Consider the following 16,199-nt stretch of genomic DNA (forward strand, 5'->3'; position numbering starts at 1 on the left):
GCCGGTGAGCATCCTGGATCGGTGCGCCCATGGCAGCCCCCTCTCATCCAAGAGCACGCTCCTCAATGGCCGGGGTTCGTGAAACAAACTGACGGGCCCGTATCATCGCATCGGCAGACTTCAGTACCGGGAGCTCGATCGATAGCCGTTCCGGCACTTCACCTCTTCCTTGTACTCGCCGCTCTTCTCCAGCTTCCGCTCGACCTTGCAGCGGCCGTCGTCATATTCTTCCTTGAAGGCGCGACGCTCGCGGCGAGGGCGCTCGTCATTGTATCTCCGGGCAGGACCCTCATAGCTGCGCTCGTAGCCTCCGCGCCATCGGCCCTTGCCGCTCTCGTCCTTGTCCGGATCGGCCGAAGCGCTGCCCGCCCAGCCGGCCAGGATCAGGCTCAATGCGGCAGTCCATCCAAGAACCTTCATCGGCAACTCCTTCACGCTCTGAAAGAGCGAACGTAAGCGCGTGAGGAAGGTTGCACTACCTGAGGGAGCCGGAACTGGGGCCGAATAACGTGCCCAGCTCTCTTCAGCCTTACATCATCCCTACCAAGGCTCGACCGTGAGCTCCGGCCATGTCTCGATCAGGCGTCTGGTTTTCTCCTCATAGCTGGTTTTGTTCGGCAGGGACCGGTTCGGCCGGATTCGGAGAGCGAATAGATCCGCCAGCCCAAAAGGTGCAAGGATATTGAGGAAGCCATCCGGCTCCAGCCGCACTCCCAGGGCTTGAACGGTCAGAGGGTATTGCCGGAATACATCGTCCGGATGCGCCACAGCGGGACAGTGGAAGCCGAAACGTTGCTCGAACCATAACGGCACACGCGCATGATTGCGGACTTCGACGACACCATGAAAGTCGGGCAGGGCAGCCGTGATTGAACGAGCGACTTTGTCTTCGCTTTCCCAAGAAAGGTCGGCGGCATTGAAATAGACAAGATCATAATCCTTGACCCCTGTCCGCCCCGGTCGCCCAGTCAGGGCATTCCAGACCCTCTGATAGACACATCCTCCACCTAGGCGCCACTGAGGCAGATTGCTCCGACTGGCCGTTGTGAGAACCTGCATAAGGTCCGTGTCAGTCCGAATGATGTCTTCGAGGTGTTGAAGCCGATCCGCTTCATCGGCCGCAGCCTGTTGCGCCATGGCTCCTAAGCCTCGATCCCGCCCAAGCTTCGCCCCGCCTCCCACCCCAGGATTGCCTGCTTGCGCGTGAGCCCCCAATGGTAGCCGGTCAGCGCGCCGGAGCGGCCGAGCACCCGGTGGCAGGGGACCACGAAGGAGACCGGATTCTTGCCGACCGCCGCACCCACGGCCCGGCAGGCGGCGGGCTTGCCGATGTGGCGGGCGATGTCGGAATAGGTAGTGGCGCGGTCGCGGGGAATGCGCAGCAGGGTCTGCCAGACCCGCACCTCGAAATCCGTGCCGATCAGCACCACCCGGAGGGGCTGCTCCGCCTGCCATTGCGACGGGCTGAAGATGCGCTTGGCCACCGGCGCCGTGGCGGCCGGGTCCTCCACATACTCCGCCTTCGGCCAGCGCCGGGTCATGTCGGCGAGCGCTGCCGGACGGTCTCCATCATCCACGAAGCCGAGGCCTGCGAGCCCCCTGTCGGTCACGATCAGCAGCGCCTCGCCGAAAGGCGAGGGATGGAAGCCGAAGCGCATGGTCAGGCCTGAGCCGCCGGTCTTGAAGTCGCCCGGCGTCATGGCCTCATGGGTCACGAACAGGTCGTGCAGCCGGGCAGGCCCCGAGAGGCCGAGCTCATAGGTGGCGTCGAGCACGCTTGCGGAATCCGCCAGCAGCGCCTTGGCGTTGTCCAGCGTGATCGCCTGGAGGAAGGCCTTAGGCGACAGGCCGGCCCAGCGCCGGAACAGGTGGTGCACATGGGTGGTGGACAGTCCTACATGATCGGCGATCGACTCGAGTGAGGGCTGCTCGCGCCAGCGCTCCGAAATGAACGCGATGATCCGGCGCACCCGCTCGTAATCGGAATGGGGCTCGTCCGGCACCATGATGTCGGCCGGATCGATGGTGATGTTGCGCAAGGTCTGGAGCATGGTGGTGATCCTTCATTGCCGATCATCCTAGCGATGGGAGAGGGCAGGCGACACCCGATTTCTGCGGTGGCCTTCTCGTTCTCCTGTGTGGGAGACGAGGCGTCGTGTGTCATCCCGGACGCCGAAGGGCAAGCCGGGATCGGATGCAGGATGAGGCGCGTGAACCCTCCCCCCTGTGCGGGGGAGGGTGGCGAACGGAGTGAGCCGGGAGAGGGGAAGTGCTCGTCATGACTGCCCCTCTCCCGACCTGCTTTGCAGGCCACCCTCTCCCGCGAAGGGGAGAGGGGTAGCAGCGTATATGTTCTCATTTTGTTCTTGACAATCCTCCTAAGCTAGGCTATAGCCAAAGACATCCTCGCCCGACGAGGGGCGCGCTCGCGAGGCGTCGCAAGAGTGGGGCGGGGAGCGGTCCCGCCGCAGGTTTCGCATGCCTGTGGTCGCGGGAGGTCGATCCTGGCTCTGACCAGGTCCACCTGAAAAGAACCGCGCGTGACGAGCAGTCTGGCTCTCACCTTCACCACACATCATCGAGCCGGGCTGCCTGACGCGCCACCCTCGACTGACCTTCAGGCTCGCAGCACCCGCTGCGGGCCATACAGTGCTGGCTCTTTCTCAATAGCCCCGCTTCACATCCGCCAGGGCGCGGCCCAGCGCCTCGGCGAGTGTCTCGCGTTCCGGCGGGGAGAGGTCGCGGGCGATCACCACATGCTCGTTGCGGGAGGTCAACGCCAGCTGCTGCATGCCGTATTCGTCGTCGACCTCCCGGTCGAGGCGGGTCCAGAGCGGGTTGAACTGCCAGTCCTTCACCTCACCCTTCGGACTCACCTTGCGGAACAGCAGCCGGATCGGGGTCAGCTCGAGCAGCTCGAAGGCGTCGCCCTGCCGGTAGCTGACGCGGAAGGCGATGTAGAGGCCGAGGAAATCGAGGCCGAAGAAGCCGGCCACCGGCCAGAAGCCCATGACTACGAAGGGCACGCTGGCCACCAGCGAGGTGAGGCAGACCAGCACCATGACGATCTTGAATCCTTGCGGGCTCAACGACCGGTGCGGACGGATGACGGCCGAGAACACCGGCTCCTCGAACCGCTCCGTGCCGTCAAATGCTGCCTTGCTGCCTGCCATAGCCTAGATATAACGCAGGGATGTCCGATCTGAAGCAGCCCTCCCGTCGCATTTCGAAGCTCAAAAGTAAGCCCGCCGTGCCGGCGAAAGCCGTAGGCCGGGCCGTGCGCGCCCGAACCCCGAAGCCTGTTGACCGGGCCACGATGGTCGAGATCTTCCGCCGCCTGCATGCGGCCAATCCCGAGCCCAAGGGCGAGCTCGACTACACCAATCCCTATACGCTTCTGGTCGCCGTGACGCTCTCGGCCCAGGCGACAGATGTCGGCGTCAACAAGGCGACGAAGAACCTGTTTCCCATCACCGACACGCCCGAGAGGATGCTCGAACTCGGCGAGGAGGGCCTGCGCCAGCACATCAAGACGCTGAACTTCTTCAACACCAAGGCGAAGAACGTCATCGCCATGGCCAAACGCCTCGTGGAGGAGTTCGGCGGCGAGGTGCCCAACTCGGTCGAAATCCTCGAGACCCTGCCGGGGGTCGGGCGCAAGACCGCGAGCGTCGTGGTCAACATCGCGTTCGGCGATCCAAGGGTCGCGGTCGACACGCATATCTTCCGCGTTACCAACCGCCTGCCGCTCGCCATCACCAAGACGCCGCTCGATACGCAAGTCGCACTCGAAAAGCTGATTCCGGACGAGTACCGGCTCCACGCCCATCACTGGCTCATCCTGCACGGCCGCTACATCTGCAAGGCCCGCAAGCCCGAATGCTGGCGCTGCCCGGTCAACGACCTATGCCGCTTTCCGGACAAGACGATTCCGTGAGATCAGCCACCGCACCTGCATCGTCATCCCGGGGCTGCGGAGCAGAACCCGGGATCGTTGGACGAGTATGGCGCTGAAACTCTCCTCCCCCTTGTGGGGAGGAGATGGGGGTGCCAGAGCCTGAGAGATTGGCGCTCGCACCCCCACCCTGACCCTCCCCACTAGGGGGAGGGAAATAGCCGCTAGACTTGTCTTGCGATCCCGGATCTTCGCTGCGCTCCGTCCGGGATGACGCGCTCACAGAGGCAGGGTGAAATGCACTACCGCCACAAGCAGCGCGGCGCTGAGCGCGTGCAGGCAATGCCCGGCGTCGAGCAGGCGAGCCCTTGAGACGTGCGGCTGCAGACGACGCAGCTGTCGGTCCATTCCAGGCAAGCTGCATCCGGCGCACCGTCCTGCCTTGCTGCGCGAGGCTCCGTGCTCACGCCCAAGAGAACCGCGAATGTGACCACCAGCAAAGCGACCGCAATGGTGAGAGTGACGGCAAGAACCTCGTCGCGCGACAGCATGGATCAGCCGTAGACCATGAGGCCAGCGAGACCCGCAGCCCCAACCACGATGCGCCAATAGGCGAACGGCGTGAAGCCGTGACGCGATACGTAGTCGAGCAGCATCTTCACCACGAGCAAAGCCGCCACGAAGGCTGAAATGAATCCCGCTACGATGATCGTGACATCGTTGGCGGAGAGGATCTTGTAGTTCTTCAGCAGGTCATAGGTGAAGGCGCCCGCCATGGTGGGCATGGCGAGGAAGAACGAGAACTCCGCCGCTGCGCGCTTCGAGGCTCCCATCAGCATGGCGCCCACGATGGTGGCGCCCGAGCGCGACACGCCGGGGATCATCGCCACGCATTGGATGAAGCCGATCTTGAGGTACATCGAAAGAGGAAACCGCGTCGCGTCGGTCTTCGTCGCCTCCAGGGGCATCCGGTCGATGGCCAGCAGCACGAAGCCGCCGACGATCAGGGTGATGCACACGATCCAGGGGTCGAAGAGCACCTCCTTGATGAAACCATGCAGCACGGCGCCGATCAGGGCGGCGGGCAGGAATGCGATCAGCACGCCGATGACGAAGTGTCGGGCCATCGGATCGTGCGGCAGGGCCTTGGCGATGGACCAGAGCTTGTTGAAATACACCGACAGGATCGCCAGGATCGCGCCGAGCTGGATCAGCACCTCGAAAGTCTTGCCCGTCGATTCGAACCCGAGGAAGTGACCGACGAGGAGCAGGTGGCCGGTCGAGGAGACGGGGAGAAACTCCGTCAGCCCTTCGATGAGGCCGAGAAAGAGCGCCTCGATGATTTGCGACATCGTTGAAAATCCTGAGAACGGCGCCAGATGCGGGAGCGCCTCCACCTCTGTCAAGAAAGGTTTGCGCTGCAGGCGCGGCCCTTCTGCGTCAGAGGCATGAGATTCACCATTATTCCTTACCAACCCTTAACGAAGCACGGCCTTATTGTTGCCGCCTGTTTCGCGTCAGCATCATTCATGGCCACCCTGCATTCTTATCCCTTTTGCCCGCAGTCGCGGTTCGCGCGCCTTATTCTGGCGGAGTTCGGCCTTGAGCCGGACGTGGTCGAGGAGAAGCCGTGGGATCGGCGCATTCCGTATCTCGAGATCAACCCGGCCGGCAACCTGCCGCTCTTCCTCGACGACAATGGGCTTGCGGTGCCCGGCCCCATGGGCCTTGCGGAATACCTGGACGAGACGCGGGGGGAGGATCTTCGGGATCGCCGCTTCCTGCCACGGGATCTCGCTCAGCGGGTCGAGGTGCGCCGCCTGCTCGACTGGTTCCTGATCAAATTTCACGGCGAGGTGTCGGAGTACCTTGCCACAGAAAAGATCTATAAGCGGTTCACACCCGGCGAGCTGGGAGGCGGTCCGCCGGACATGGGTGCGATTCGCGCGGCCCAGACCAATGTGCGATACCATCTCAAATATATCGGTTTTCTGATCTCAAAACGGAATTGGCTTGCCGGCGACCAGATGACCTATGCGGATCTGGCGGCGGCGGCCCATCTGTCGGTAGTGGATTATCTCGGCGACGTGCCATGGAACGAGGACGAGACAGCGAAGCTTTGGTACGCCAGGATCAAGTCCCGGCCGTCCTTTCGCACGCTCCTGGCGGACCGGGTGCCGGGCATGGCGCCAGCGGACCATTACGACAACCTGGACTTCTAGACGGGGAAGCGCTGAAGCGCACTTTTGTTGAGCGCGCCAAGGCGCTCGGCTTCGATACCGTTCGCATCGCTCGGCCGGATTCCATCCCGCTCGCGCCGGAGCGCCTTCAGGCCTGGCTTGAGGCCGGTCATCACGGCTCGATGGAGTGGATGGCGGACACGGCAGAGCGCCGGGCCGACCCCCGTACCCTCTGGCCGGAGGTGCGCAGCGTCATCCTGCTCGGGCTGAACTACGGGCCGGTTGAGGATCCGCTGGTCGAGCTGGCCCGAAAGGATCGCGGCTACATCTCGGTCTATGCCCGCAACCGCGATTACCATGACGTGATCAAGGGCAAGCTCAAGGAGGCCGCGGGCTTCCTCGCGGCGAAGGCCTCGTCCGACGTGAAGGTCTTCGTCGACACAGCTCCGGTGATGGAAAAGCCGCTGGCAGAGGCAGCGGGTCTCGGCTTCCAGGGCAAGCACACGGTGGTGGTGTCGCGCGAGTTCGGCAACTGGCTTTTTCTCGGCGCCATCTTCACCACGGCGGAACTTCCCGCCGACGAGCCGGAGCGCAATCATTGCGGCTCCTGCCGCCGCTGCCTCGACATCTGCCCGACGAACGCCTTTCCGGCTCCCTATCAGCTCGATGCACGGCGCTGCATCTCGTATCTCACCATCGAGCATAAGGGACATATTCCGGAAGAACTCCGCCCCGGCATCGGCAACCGCATCTTCGGCTGCGACGACTGCCTTGCCGTGTGCCCCTGGAATAAGTTCGCGCAAGCCGGCCGCGAGGCGCGACTCGTGCAGCGCGAGGATCTCGCCGCCCTGCCGCTGGCGGATCTCGCACGACTCGACGACCCCGCGTTCCGCGCCCGCTTTGCCGGCACGCCGATCAAGCGCACGGGCCGCGACCGGTTCATCCGCAACGTGCTGATCGCGATCGGCAACTCGGGCGACGCGAGTCTTGCCGAAGAAGCCGAGCGGCTGCTGGACGATGCCTCGCCGCTGGTGCGCGCCATGGCGGTCTGGACGCTCGGGCGGTTGCTGCCGTCGGAGGCGGTGGCGCGTCATGCCGCAGAGCGACTGGACCAGGAAGGCGATCCGGACGTGCGTGAGGAATGGCGCCGGGCTTTGGCCGAACGGATCGAGGCAGTGGCCTGAATGGGTGGACCTTCCCGTCATGGCCGGGCTCGTCCCGGCCATCCCGATCCTATGAGGCTCGGCGCTTCATGCGACCGGGATCACCGGCACAAGGCCGGTGATGACGTCGAGATGTGAATTTGCGCCAGGCTCTGCGTCAGAAACTCAGACTCACGCCGCGTGGCGGTTCGCAGTCGGGCCGAAATGGTCGATGTAGCGCGGGTTGATGGCCGAGACGGGCAGGACGACGAGCACGTCCGTGGTGCCGAACTGCCGGTCGATCACGGCACCTGTGCCGAACGTCGCGCCAACGCGCAGGTAGCCTTTGATCAGGGGCGGCAGGGCGTGAAGGGCTGCCTTCGGATCGATAGTCTCCTTAGGCAGCAGGTCCATGCGGGTGAAGCGTCCCGGCAGGGCACTGGCCCGCCATTCGGTTGGCGCGGCGGCGTAGTGGTGCAGGAAGCTCAAGGGCAGCGCCAGCGTCCGCGGATCCGTGCCTTCCAGGCTGGCACAGCCCATCATCACGTCGATGCGGTGATGGAGCACGTAGGCCCAGATCCCGTGCCACAGCAGTTCGACCGTGCGCTTGTTGCGATAGGGCTTGAGCACGCAGGAGCGTCCGAGCTCCAGGAAGCGCAGGCCGGGATGAGCTTTCAGGAGCGGCGCGATGTCGTACTCGCCGCGCGTGTAGAACCCGCCGTGGCGCTCAGCCATGTCCTGGCGGAGCAGGCGGTAGGTGCCGACCACCTTCGGCTTGGCCGGCCGGAAGGGTTTGGATTTCACGTCATGGTCGAGGACGAGGATGTGGTCGCAGATCCGGTCGTACTCGTCCACGTCGCGGCGGGAGATCAGGGCCGCGCCGGTGGGGGATGCCGACATCTCCTCGTAGAACACCTTGAAGCGCAGACGCTGGGCCCGCCGGATCTCCTTGGCGGTGGTCGCCAGGCGAACCTCGAGGGAACCGATCCGGCCGAGCACCGGATCGAGGCTGCCATAGTCGCGGACGATTCTGTCGCCGCCGGGGATGAACTTGAACCCGTCAGGACGTGAGCCGATGGGAGTTGAGCCAGCCGCTTCATGGTTCGAAAGGTAGTGACTCATCGCTGCCTCGTAGGATCGTCTCTCCGGCGCCGGGTCATGGCTGACGCCGCTCCGCTTCCGCCATGACATAAAACCTGTTCCACACTGTTTTGTGACAGAAAACAAATCTGTGCCGATGGAAAATGTCGGGGCCGGTCCTTGGATTCACAAGCCGGGGTGAGGGGATCCTTGCCCTTTCGTCACGCGGCGGCCGGGCGCCGGTCTGCGTGAGCCCGATAGGAGAGGGCCTCGGCGATGTGAATGCGCCGGACCCGCTCCTCCCCATCGAGATCGGCCAGGGTCCGCCCCACCTTCAGCACCCGATGGAAAGCGCGAGCGGAGAGCCGCATGGCGTTGGCGGCATCCCGGATGAGGGACAGGCCCTCCGGGTCGGGCTGCGCGATCTCCTCCAGCAGCGCCGGAGGGCAGGCGGCATTGGTCGTCACGCCATCGAGCTTCAAGGACGCATAGCGCCTGACCTGCCGCTCACGGGCCTGCGCCACCCGGGCTGCGACCTCGGCGGAGCCTTCGCCCGGAGCCGGCAGGATCAGGTCGGCAGCCGTGACGGCCGGGACGTCGATGGACAAATCGATGCGGTCTAGGAGAGGGCCCGACAAGCGCGCTTGATACTGCGCGATGCAGCGCTCGTTCGGCTGGCGGCGGCAGACATAGCCGGGCTCGGTGGCCTGTCCGCAGCGGCACGGGTTCATGGCGGCGACGAGCTGGAAGCGGGCCGGGTAGGTGACCCGATGATTGGCCCGGGCGATCAGGATCTCGCCCGCCTCCAGCGGCTGTCTCAGGGAATCGAGCACTTGGGGCTGGAACTCCGGCAGCTCGTCGAGGAAGAGCACGCCATGATGAGCAAGCGAAGCCTCGCCGGGCCGTGCGTTGAGGCCGCCGCCGACGAGGGCCGCCATGGAGGCCGAATGGTGCGGAGCCCGGAACGGGCGGCGATCCGACAGGGCACCCTCCGCCAGCAGCCCCGCTACCGACTGGATCATCGAGACCTCCAGAAGCTCCCGCGGCGAGAGCGGCGGCAGAATGGAGGGCAGGCGCTGGGCCAGCATGGACTTGCCGGCGCCGGGCGGGCCGTTCATCACGAGGTTATGGGCGCCGGCAGCCGCGATCTCGAGTGTCCGCTTGGCACTCTCCTGCCCCTTGATGTCTTTGAGATCGGGCAGGATACCGGAGGCGGGCATGATGGCAGGCTCCGGCCGCGCCAGCACCTGGGTGCCCTTGAAATGGTTGGCGAGCTGGATCAGGGAGCGTGGTGCCAGAATTTCGATGTCGCTGCCGGCCCAGGCGGCCTCCGCGCCGCAGGCGGCAGGGCAGATCAGCCCGTGCCCGCGCTCATAGGCCGCCATGGCGGCGGGAAGCGCTCCGGCCACGGCGGTGATCGAGCCGTCGAGCGCCAGCTCGCCCAGCACTGTAAAGCCGCCCAATGCATCCGCCGGAATGGCCCCGATGGCTCCCATGACCGCAAGGGCGATGGGCAGATCGTAATGGCTGCCTTCCTTCGGCAGGTCGGCCGGGGCGAGGTTGACCGTAATGCGCTTGGCTGGCAGGGCGAGGCCGGAGGCGATCAGGGCTGAGCGGACCCGCTCGCGGGATTCCGCCACAGCCTTGTCGGGCAGGCCGACAATCATGAAGACCACCGTGCCCGGTGAGATCTGCACCTGCACATCAACGGTTCGCGCTACAATTCCTTCGAACGCAACAGTGGAAACGCGCGTGACCATCCCGCTTAAACCTCCCGCAGAGCCCTGAATGTTAGCGCGGTCTTTTGAAACGCGATAGTGTTGCCTTATTTTGGGTAGGGACTCGGCTTTCGTGCGGAACCGACTTCCTGGAAAAGCGTTGAGTCCGACTGCACGGAGAAAGCCGGAAGGCGACTAAGTCTCCGAAAAAACCGTTCGGGAGGGGCCATTCATGACACGGATCGATTCCATTCCGCCGAAGCCGCGATGCTGATCTGTCGATTGAGAGGGCCGTTGACTTGGCGCGATTGGAAGCCAGGTACACGCGCAAAGATTGGAGTGTCCGCTGTCGCGGAGGAGATTCGGGTTGAGTAGCGATAAGCCTTTGCGCATCCTCGTCGTGGAGGATGAAATCCTGATCGCGCTCGAACTCGAAAGCCTGCTCCAGGATCTGGGGCATGACGTCGTGGGCATCGCAGCCTCATCCAAGGACGCCCTTTCCCTCGGCCGGGATCTCAAGCCCGATCTCGCCTTTGTCGACATTCATCTGTCCGACGGGCCGACCGGGGTCGACGTGGCGCGCCATCTCAGCGGCGAGCATCAGGTCACGGTGCTGTTCATGACCGCCAACGCCAAGCGCATCCCCGAAGACTTTGCCGGCGCCTGGGGCGTCATCGCCAAGCCCTATACGGAGCGCGGCGTACGGGAGGCCCTGTCCTATGTGACGGCCGGGCAACCGCGCGAGGCTCAGGAGGCCCGCACGGTGACCTTCGTCCCTTTCGGTCGTGGCGCCCGAGAGCGTAGCTCCCAGATGTCCTGACGGGACCTTGCCGCTATCGCTGCGCTTTCAGCCGGTAGAGCGCGTCGAGCGCCTCCCGCGGGGTCATCTGGTCCGGGTCCAGACCATCGAGCGCCTCACGTAAGGCGTCCTGCTTCGGCGCAGGCGAAGGCTCGTTGCGAACGGGAACGGCGAAAAGCGGCAGATCATCGAGCAACGCGCGCTTCGGGGCTTCCCGATCTGATCTCTCCAATTCGCTCAAGATCGTCTTGGCCCGATCGACGACCGCTGTCGGCAAGCCCGCCAGACGCGCCACCTGCAGGCCATAGGAGCGGTCGGCGGCGCCGGGCACGACCTCGTGCAGGAACACCACCTCGCCGTTCCATTCCGTGACCTTCAGGGTTGCGTTCGAGATGCGGGCCATCCGCTCGGCAAGCGCCGTCAGCTCGTGGAAATGGGTGGCGAAGAGGGCGCGGCAGCAATTGGTCTCGTGCAGGTGCTCGATGGCTGCCCAGGCGATGGACAACCCGTCGAAGGTGGCGGTGCCGCGGCCGATCTCGTCGAGGATCACGAGGGAGCGGGCCGTGGCCTGATTGAGGATGGCGGCGGTCTCGACCATCTCGACCATGAAGGTCGAGCGGCCCCGCGCCAGATCGTCGGCGGCGCCCACCCGGGAGAAGAGCCGGTCGACGATGCCGATATGCGCCTCTTTCGCCGGCACGTAGGAGCCCATCTGGGCCAGCACGACGATGAGCGCGTTCTGGCGCAGATAGGTCGACTTGCCGCCCATGTTCGGGCCGGTGATCAGCAGGATGTGTCCGGCATCCTTGCCCGAGAGATCCGAACCGTTGGCGATGAACGGAACGCCCTCGCGCTTGAGCGCCGCCTCGACCACCGGGTGGCGACCGCCCTTGATCGTGAAGGCGAGGCCGGTGTCGACCATGGGGCGCGTCCAGTCCAGGCGCATGGCGAGATCGGCGAGCGCCGCTGTCACGTCGATGACAGCGATGGCCTCGGCCGCCGCTGCGATCTCCCCTGTGAGATCGAGCAGTGCTTGCACCATCTCGTTGAACAGGGCGAGTTCGATCTTCAGTGCCCGGTCGGCAGCAGAAGCGATCTTCGATTCGAGCTCCCCGAGTTCCATCGTCGAGAAACGCATGGCGCCCGCCATGGTCTGGCGGTGGACGAAGGTGTCCTTCCAGGGCTCCCTCAAGAGATCCTCGCCCACATTCTGCGGCACCTCCACGAAGTAGCCGATCATGTGGTTGTGCTTCACGCGCAGGGTCCGGCAGCCGGTCTCGGTGGCATAGCGCGCCTGGAGGGCCGCGATGAAGCGGCGCGAATCCTGTTGCAGCTCCCGCAATTCATCGAGATTCGCGTCGAAGCTCGCGCGGATGAAGCCACCGTCGCGCTTGAGCAGCGGCAACTCGTCGGCAAGAGCGGCCCTCAGCCGGTCGGCCACATCCGTGCGCAGGCCTTGAAGCACCTGCGCGGCCTCTGACAGTTCTCTCGGCAGATTGGGCGCAATCGCCAGCTCAAGCCCGAGTTCACGCGCCGCGAACAGGCCGTCGCGCACGCAGGCTAGATCCCGCGGTCCTCCGCGCCCAAGGCTCAGGCGCGACAGGGCGCGAGCGAGGTCCGGTGAGCGCTTGAGGATGCGCCGCAGCCTGTCGCGCAGATCCCCGTTCTCCACGAGTGCTGTAACCGAATCCTGCCGGTCGCGGATCAGGCCCGGATGGGTGAGGGGACCGGCGAGCCGCTCGGCAAGCAGCCGCGCGCCGCCGGGCGTCACCGTGCAGTCGATGGTGGCGAGCAGGCTGCCTGCCCGCTCACCCGACAGGGTGCGGGTCAGCTCCAGGTTGGCCCGGGTCGCCGCATCGATGGCGAGCGCCGCGCCGGAGGTGTCGCGGGAGGGCGGGTTGAGAACCGGACGGCTGTCGATCTGCGTCTTCTCGACATAGAACAGCGCGCTGCCCGCCGCCGTGATCTCGGCCGGACTGAAGGCCCCGAAGGCATCCAGCGTCGCGACCCCGAAATAGCTTTTAAGCCGCCGCTCGGCCGATGCCGGATCGAGCCCTTCGCGGGACAGGGGCGTGATCGAGGCCCGCGTCTCCTGCCAGAAGCCTCTCAGCTCCGGATCGTCATGAATGACGTCCGGCACCAGGATCTCGCGGGGCTCGAAGCGGGCGATCTCGGCCGAGAGGCCGGTGCCGTCCGTCTCGCTCAACACGAAATGGCCTGTGGATATGTCCAGCGCAGCCAGCCCGTAGCACCATTGCGTGTCGGAGGCCCGGCGCCGGGCGATGGCCAGGAGATAATTGGCCCGGCCGGGCTCCAGCAGCCGCTCCTCGGTGATCGTGCCTGGCGTGACGAGGCGCACCACATCGCGGCGAACCACCGACTTGGAACCCCGTTTCTTCGCCTCCGCCGGGTCCTCGGTCTGCTCGCAGACGGCGACCCGGTGGCCGAGCCCGATGAGGCGCTGGAGGTAATCATCCGCCCGCTCCACGGGCACGCCGCACATGGGGATGTCCTGTCCCTGGTGCTTGCCGCGCTTGGTGAGCACGATGCCGAGTGATCGGCTGGCGATCTCCGCATCCTCGAAGAACAGCTCGTAGAAGTCGCCCATCCGGTAGAACAGCAGGCTGTCCGGGTTGGCGGCCTTGATCTCCACGTACTGCGCCATCATCGGCGTGACGCGGCTGTCCTGCGCGAGCTTGGATGCTGCGGCGGCGCTGGGTTCAAGATCGTCGGGAGGATTGTAGCTGGCTTGGGACGACATCCGTCCTGTTTAGCAAAGCTCAGGCCCCCTTACATCCGTGTCATGAGGTCCGAAGGGCGCATGTGGACAAGTCTTGAGGAAGGCGCATCCTATGTCTTAAGGTCGCATCCCCCTTTGGAAACGCCCTGCATCACAAGAATCGGATCCCCATGACCGACGATCAGCGCCCGCCCCGCCGCAAACGCCCCACCTTCACGGACCAGGAGGCGCTGCAATTCCACGCCCAAGGACGCCCCGGCAAGCTCGAGGTCGTCCCGACCAAGCCCATGGCGACCCAGCGCGACCTGTCGCTGGCCTATTCGCCGGGCGTCGCGGTGCCGGTGCTGGCCATTGCCGAGAACCCGTCGCTCGCCTTCGACTACACCACCCGGGCCAACATGGTGGCGGTGATCTCGAATGGCACGGCGATCCTGGGCCTCGGGAATCTCGGGGCGCTGGCCTCCAAGCCGGTGATGGAGGGCAAGTCGGTGCTCTTCAAGCGCTTCGCCGACGTGGATTCTATCGACCTTGAGGTCGACACGGAGGATGCGGACAACTTCATCAACTGCGTGCGCTATCTCGGCCCTTCTTTCGGCGGTATCAACCTCGAGGACATCAAGGCCCCGGAATGCTTCATCATCGAGGAGCGCCTGCGGGAACTCATGGACATTCCCGTCTTCCATGACGACCAGCACGGCACCGCGATCATCGCGGCGGCGGGCCTTATCAACGCCCTGCATCTCACCGGCCGCGACATGGCCGAGACGAGGCTCGTGGTGAACGGCGCCGGTGCCGCCGGCATCGCCTGCACGGAGCTTCTGAAGGCCATGGGCTTTGCGCCCAACAACGTCATCCTGTGCGACACCAAGGGCGTGATCTACAAGGGCCGCACCGAGGGCATGAACCAGTGGAAATCGGCCCATGCGGCCGAAACCGACGCCCGCACGCTGGCCGACGCGCTCAACGGCGCCGATGCCGTGTTCGGCTTGTCGGCCAAAGGTGCGTTCAGCGACGAGATGATCCGCTCCATGGCGGAAAACCCGATCATCTTCGCCATGGCCAATCCGGATCCGGAGATCACGCCGGAGGAGGTGGCGCGCATCCGCGACGACGTGATCATCGCGACAGGCCGATCCGACTACCCGAACCAGGTCAACAACGTTCTAGGCTTTCCCTACATCTTCCGCGGGGCGCTGGACGTGCAGGCGACCACGATCAACATGGAGATGAAGATCGCGGCTGCGCATGCGCTGGCGGAACTTGCCCGCGAGGATGTGCCCGACGAAGTGGCGGCGGCCTATCAGGGCGCGCGCCCGCGCTTCGGGCGCGACTACATCATCCCCGTGCCGTTCGATCCGCGCCTCATCCACACGATCCCGATGGCGGTGGCCAAGGCCGCCATGGAGACGGAGGTCGCGCGTCGTCCCATCGTCGACATGCGCTCCTACAAGGCGCAGCTCTCCGCCCGGCGCGATCCGGTGGCCGGCACCCTCAACCGCATCTTCGAGCGCGTGCGCAAGTTCCCCAAGCGCGTCGTCTTCGCCGAGGGCGAGGAGGAGCAGGTGATCCGCGCGGCCCTGTCCTTCGTCAACCAGGGGCTCGGCAAGGCCATCCTGGTCGGGCGCGAGGACCGCATCCACGAGACGGCGGTGCAGGCGGGCATCGATCTCGAAGGCCGCGACGGCATCGAGATCCACAACGCGCGCCTGTCGAACCGCAACGCGACCTATGCGCAGTTCCTCTACGAGCGCCTGCAGCGCAAGGGCTATCTGTTCCGCGATTGCCAGCGCATGATCAACCAGGACCGCAACCACTTCGGCGCCTCCATGGTGGCCTTGGGCGATGCGGACGCCATGGTGACGGGTGCGACGCGCAACTATTCGACGGCGCTCGCCGACGTGCGGCACGTGGTCGACGCGAAGCCCGGTCATCGCGTCATCGGCGTCTCGCTCTGCCTGGCGCGGGGCCGCACGGTGCTGGTGGCCGATACGGCCATTCACGAGATGCCGAATGCACAGGAACTCGCGGAAATCGCCATCGAATCCGCTGGCGTCGCCCGCCGCCTCGGCTACGAGCCGCGCGTGGCGCTTCTGTCCTTCTCGACCTTCGGTCACCCCAAGGCGGAGCGCGCCGAGAAGATCCAGGAGGCGGTGAAGATCCTCGACGGCATGCGGGTCGATTTCGAGTATGACGGCGAAATGGCGGCCGATGTGGCGCTCAACCGGGACGTCATGGCGCAGTACCCGTTCAGCCGCCTGACCGACACGGCGAACGTGCTCATCATGCCGGCGTTCCACTCGGCCTCCATCTCCACCAAGATGCTGCAGGAGCTCGGTGGCGCGATGGTGCTGGGGCCGCTCGTCGTGGGTCTCGACAAGCCGGTGCAGATCGTCTCGCTTGGCGCGACCGACAACGACATCGTCAACATGGCGGCGCTTGCCGCCTACAATATCGGTGGGTAGGCATCAGTCGGCTCCCTTGATGCTTCTGCGCCAAGGGAGCCGACTTCAAGGGCGCTGGCTGAACTACAGCTCATTCCAGAATTGCTTCTACCCCGGCTTCCGAAGGAGCCTCTCGATCCTGAGGGTGGCGTAACGGCTCCTCAGAGGCTAAAGGCCTGGGCGGAACCGTGAAGGAAGACGCCT

At 65.1% G+C, this 16,199-nt stretch carries 15 protein-coding genes; 5 read left to right on the forward strand and 10 right to left on the reverse strand.

Going from position 1 to position 16,199, the window contains the following annotated elements:
* Positions 1-120: 120 nt before the first annotated feature.
* The 4 genes from VB618_RS05155 to VB618_RS05170 all read right to left on the reverse strand — a co-directional run bounded on the left by VB618_RS05155 (position 121) and on the right by VB618_RS05170 (position 3,173).
* Complete coding sequence (locus tag VB618_RS05155; protein ID WP_329795492.1) at positions 121-420, reverse strand: hypothetical protein; 300 nt, start codon at positions 418-420, stop codon at positions 121-123.
* Between the two features lie 120 nt (positions 421-540).
* Positions 541-1,137: a nucleotidyltransferase family protein gene (locus VB618_RS05160; protein WP_329795494.1), complete on the reverse strand. Its 597-nt coding sequence runs from the start codon at positions 1,135-1,137 to the stop codon at positions 541-543.
* A gap of 5 nt (positions 1,138-1,142) precedes the next feature.
* Positions 1,143-2,006 carry a bifunctional helix-turn-helix domain-containing protein/methylated-DNA--[protein]-cysteine S-methyltransferase gene (locus tag VB618_RS05165; RefSeq protein ID WP_329795698.1) on the reverse strand — a complete coding sequence of 288 codons (864 nt, stop codon included), beginning with the start codon at positions 2,004-2,006 and terminating at the stop codon, positions 1,143-1,145.
* 657 nt (positions 2,007-2,663) lie between these two features.
* Positions 2,664-3,173 (reverse strand): DUF2244 domain-containing protein, encoded by a 510-nt coding sequence (locus tag VB618_RS05170; RefSeq protein ID WP_329795495.1) that lies wholly within the window; start codon positions 3,171-3,173, stop codon positions 2,664-2,666.
* Positions 3,174-3,193: 20 nt separating this feature from the next.
* Between VB618_RS05170 and nth the strand changes: the two genes are divergently transcribed.
* A complete protein-coding gene (nth, locus tag VB618_RS05175) occupies positions 3,194-3,937 on the forward strand; it encodes an endonuclease III (RefSeq protein ID WP_329795496.1) in 744 nt (247 codons plus the stop codon).
* A gap of 260 nt (positions 3,938-4,197) precedes the next feature.
* On the opposite strand, the gene VB618_RS05180 is transcribed toward nth, so the two are convergent.
* The gene (locus tag VB618_RS05180) at positions 4,198-4,446 is read right to left on the reverse strand and encodes a hypothetical protein (protein ID WP_329795497.1); all 249 of its coding nucleotides are present in this window, start codon (positions 4,444-4,446) and stop codon (positions 4,198-4,200) included.
* A 3-nt stretch (positions 4,447-4,449) separates the two neighbouring features.
* Positions 4,450-5,247 carry an undecaprenyl-diphosphate phosphatase gene (locus VB618_RS05185; protein ID WP_329795499.1) on the reverse strand — a complete coding sequence of 266 codons (798 nt, stop codon included), beginning with the start codon at positions 5,245-5,247 and terminating at the stop codon, positions 4,450-4,452.
* 177 nt (positions 5,248-5,424) lie between these two features.
* Here VB618_RS05185 and VB618_RS05190 point away from each other — a divergent pair, with 177 nt between their 5' ends.
* Complete coding sequence (locus VB618_RS05190) at positions 5,425-6,117, forward strand: glutathione S-transferase family protein (protein ID WP_329795501.1); 693 nt, start codon at positions 5,425-5,427, stop codon at positions 6,115-6,117.
* Here VB618_RS05190 and VB618_RS05195 read toward each other — a convergent pair.
* A complete protein-coding gene (locus tag VB618_RS05195) occupies positions 6,114-6,248 on the reverse strand; it encodes a hypothetical protein (RefSeq protein WP_329795709.1) in 135 nt (44 codons plus the stop codon). The two genes, VB618_RS05190 and VB618_RS05195, sit on opposite strands and share 4 nt — an antisense overlap.
* Here VB618_RS05195 and queG point away from each other — a divergent pair.
* A complete protein-coding gene (queG, locus tag VB618_RS05200) occupies positions 6,201-7,259 on the forward strand; it encodes a tRNA epoxyqueuosine(34) reductase QueG (protein WP_329795699.1) in 1,059 nt (352 codons plus the stop codon). The genes VB618_RS05195 and queG overlap by 48 nt on opposite strands.
* Positions 7,260-7,409: 150 nt before the next feature.
* Here queG and VB618_RS05205 read toward each other — a convergent pair whose 3' ends face one another.
* On the reverse strand, positions 7,410-8,339 hold the full coding sequence (locus VB618_RS05205; protein WP_329795502.1) for a GNAT family N-acetyltransferase: 930 nt from the start codon (positions 8,337-8,339) through the stop codon (positions 7,410-7,412).
* A 179-nt stretch (positions 8,340-8,518) separates the two neighbouring features.
* Positions 8,519-10,057 carry a YifB family Mg chelatase-like AAA ATPase gene (locus tag VB618_RS05210; RefSeq protein WP_329795503.1) on the reverse strand — a complete coding sequence of 513 codons (1,539 nt, stop codon included), beginning with the start codon at positions 10,055-10,057 and terminating at the stop codon, positions 8,519-8,521.
* A gap of 325 nt (positions 10,058-10,382) precedes the next feature.
* Here VB618_RS05210 and VB618_RS05215 point away from each other — a divergent pair, with 325 nt between their 5' ends.
* Positions 10,383-10,835 carry a response regulator gene (locus tag VB618_RS05215; protein WP_329795504.1) on the forward strand — a complete coding sequence of 151 codons (453 nt, stop codon included), beginning with the start codon at positions 10,383-10,385 and terminating at the stop codon, positions 10,833-10,835.
* Between the two features lie 13 nt (positions 10,836-10,848).
* Here VB618_RS05215 and mutS read toward each other — a convergent pair whose 3' ends face one another.
* Positions 10,849-13,575, reverse strand: a complete 2,727-nt coding sequence (gene mutS / locus VB618_RS05220) for a DNA mismatch repair protein MutS (RefSeq protein WP_329795505.1) — start codon at positions 13,573-13,575, stop codon at positions 10,849-10,851.
* Between the two features lie 149 nt (positions 13,576-13,724).
* Here mutS and VB618_RS05225 point away from each other — a divergent pair, with 149 nt between their 5' ends.
* A complete protein-coding gene (locus tag VB618_RS05225) occupies positions 13,725-16,016 on the forward strand; it encodes an NADP-dependent malic enzyme (protein WP_329795506.1) in 2,292 nt (763 codons plus the stop codon).
* Positions 16,017-16,199 lie beyond the last annotated feature (183 nt).

The sequence above is a fragment of the Microvirga sp. CF3062 genome, from assembly GCF_036314045.1.
Taxonomy (GTDB): Bacteria; Pseudomonadota; Alphaproteobacteria; order Rhizobiales; family Beijerinckiaceae; genus Microvirga.

Coding starts and splice junctions, on each gene's coding strand:
- VB618_RS05155 (WP_329795492.1), bottom strand. CDS start 420: ATGAAGGTTCTTGGATGGACTGCCGCATTGAGCCTGATCCTGGCCGGC.
- VB618_RS05160 (WP_329795494.1), bottom strand. CDS start 1,137: ATGGCGCAACAGGCTGCGGCCGATGAAGCGGATCGGCTTCAACACCTC.
- VB618_RS05165 (WP_329795698.1), bottom strand. CDS start 2,006: ATGGTGCCGGACGAGCCCCATTCCGATTACGAGCGGGTGCGCCGGATC.
- VB618_RS05170 (WP_329795495.1), bottom strand. CDS start 3,173: ATGGCAGGCAGCAAGGCAGCATTTGACGGCACGGAGCGGTTCGAGGAG.
- nth (WP_329795496.1), top strand. CDS start 3,194: ATGTCCGATCTGAAGCAGCCCTCCCGTCGCATTTCGAAGCTCAAAAGT.
- VB618_RS05180 (WP_329795497.1), bottom strand. CDS start 4,446: ATGCTGTCGCGCGACGAGGTTCTTGCCGTCACTCTCACCATTGCGGTC.
- VB618_RS05185 (WP_329795499.1), bottom strand. CDS start 5,247: ATGTCGCAAATCATCGAGGCGCTCTTTCTCGGCCTCATCGAAGGGCTG.
- VB618_RS05190 (WP_329795501.1), top strand. CDS start 5,425: ATGGCCACCCTGCATTCTTATCCCTTTTGCCCGCAGTCGCGGTTCGCG.
- VB618_RS05195 (WP_329795709.1), bottom strand. CDS start 6,248: ATGACCGGCCTCAAGCCAGGCCTGAAGGCGCTCCGGCGCGAGCGGGAT.
- VB618_RS05205 (WP_329795502.1), bottom strand. CDS start 8,339: ATGAGTCACTACCTTTCGAACCATGAAGCGGCTGGCTCAACTCCCATC.
- VB618_RS05210 (WP_329795503.1), bottom strand. CDS start 10,057: ATGGTCACGCGCGTTTCCACTGTTGCGTTCGAAGGAATTGTAGCGCGA.
- mutS (WP_329795505.1), bottom strand. CDS start 13,575: ATGTCGTCCCAAGCCAGCTACAATCCTCCCGACGATCTTGAACCCAGC.
- VB618_RS05225 (WP_329795506.1), top strand. CDS start 13,725: ATGACCGACGATCAGCGCCCGCCCCGCCGCAAACGCCCCACCTTCACG.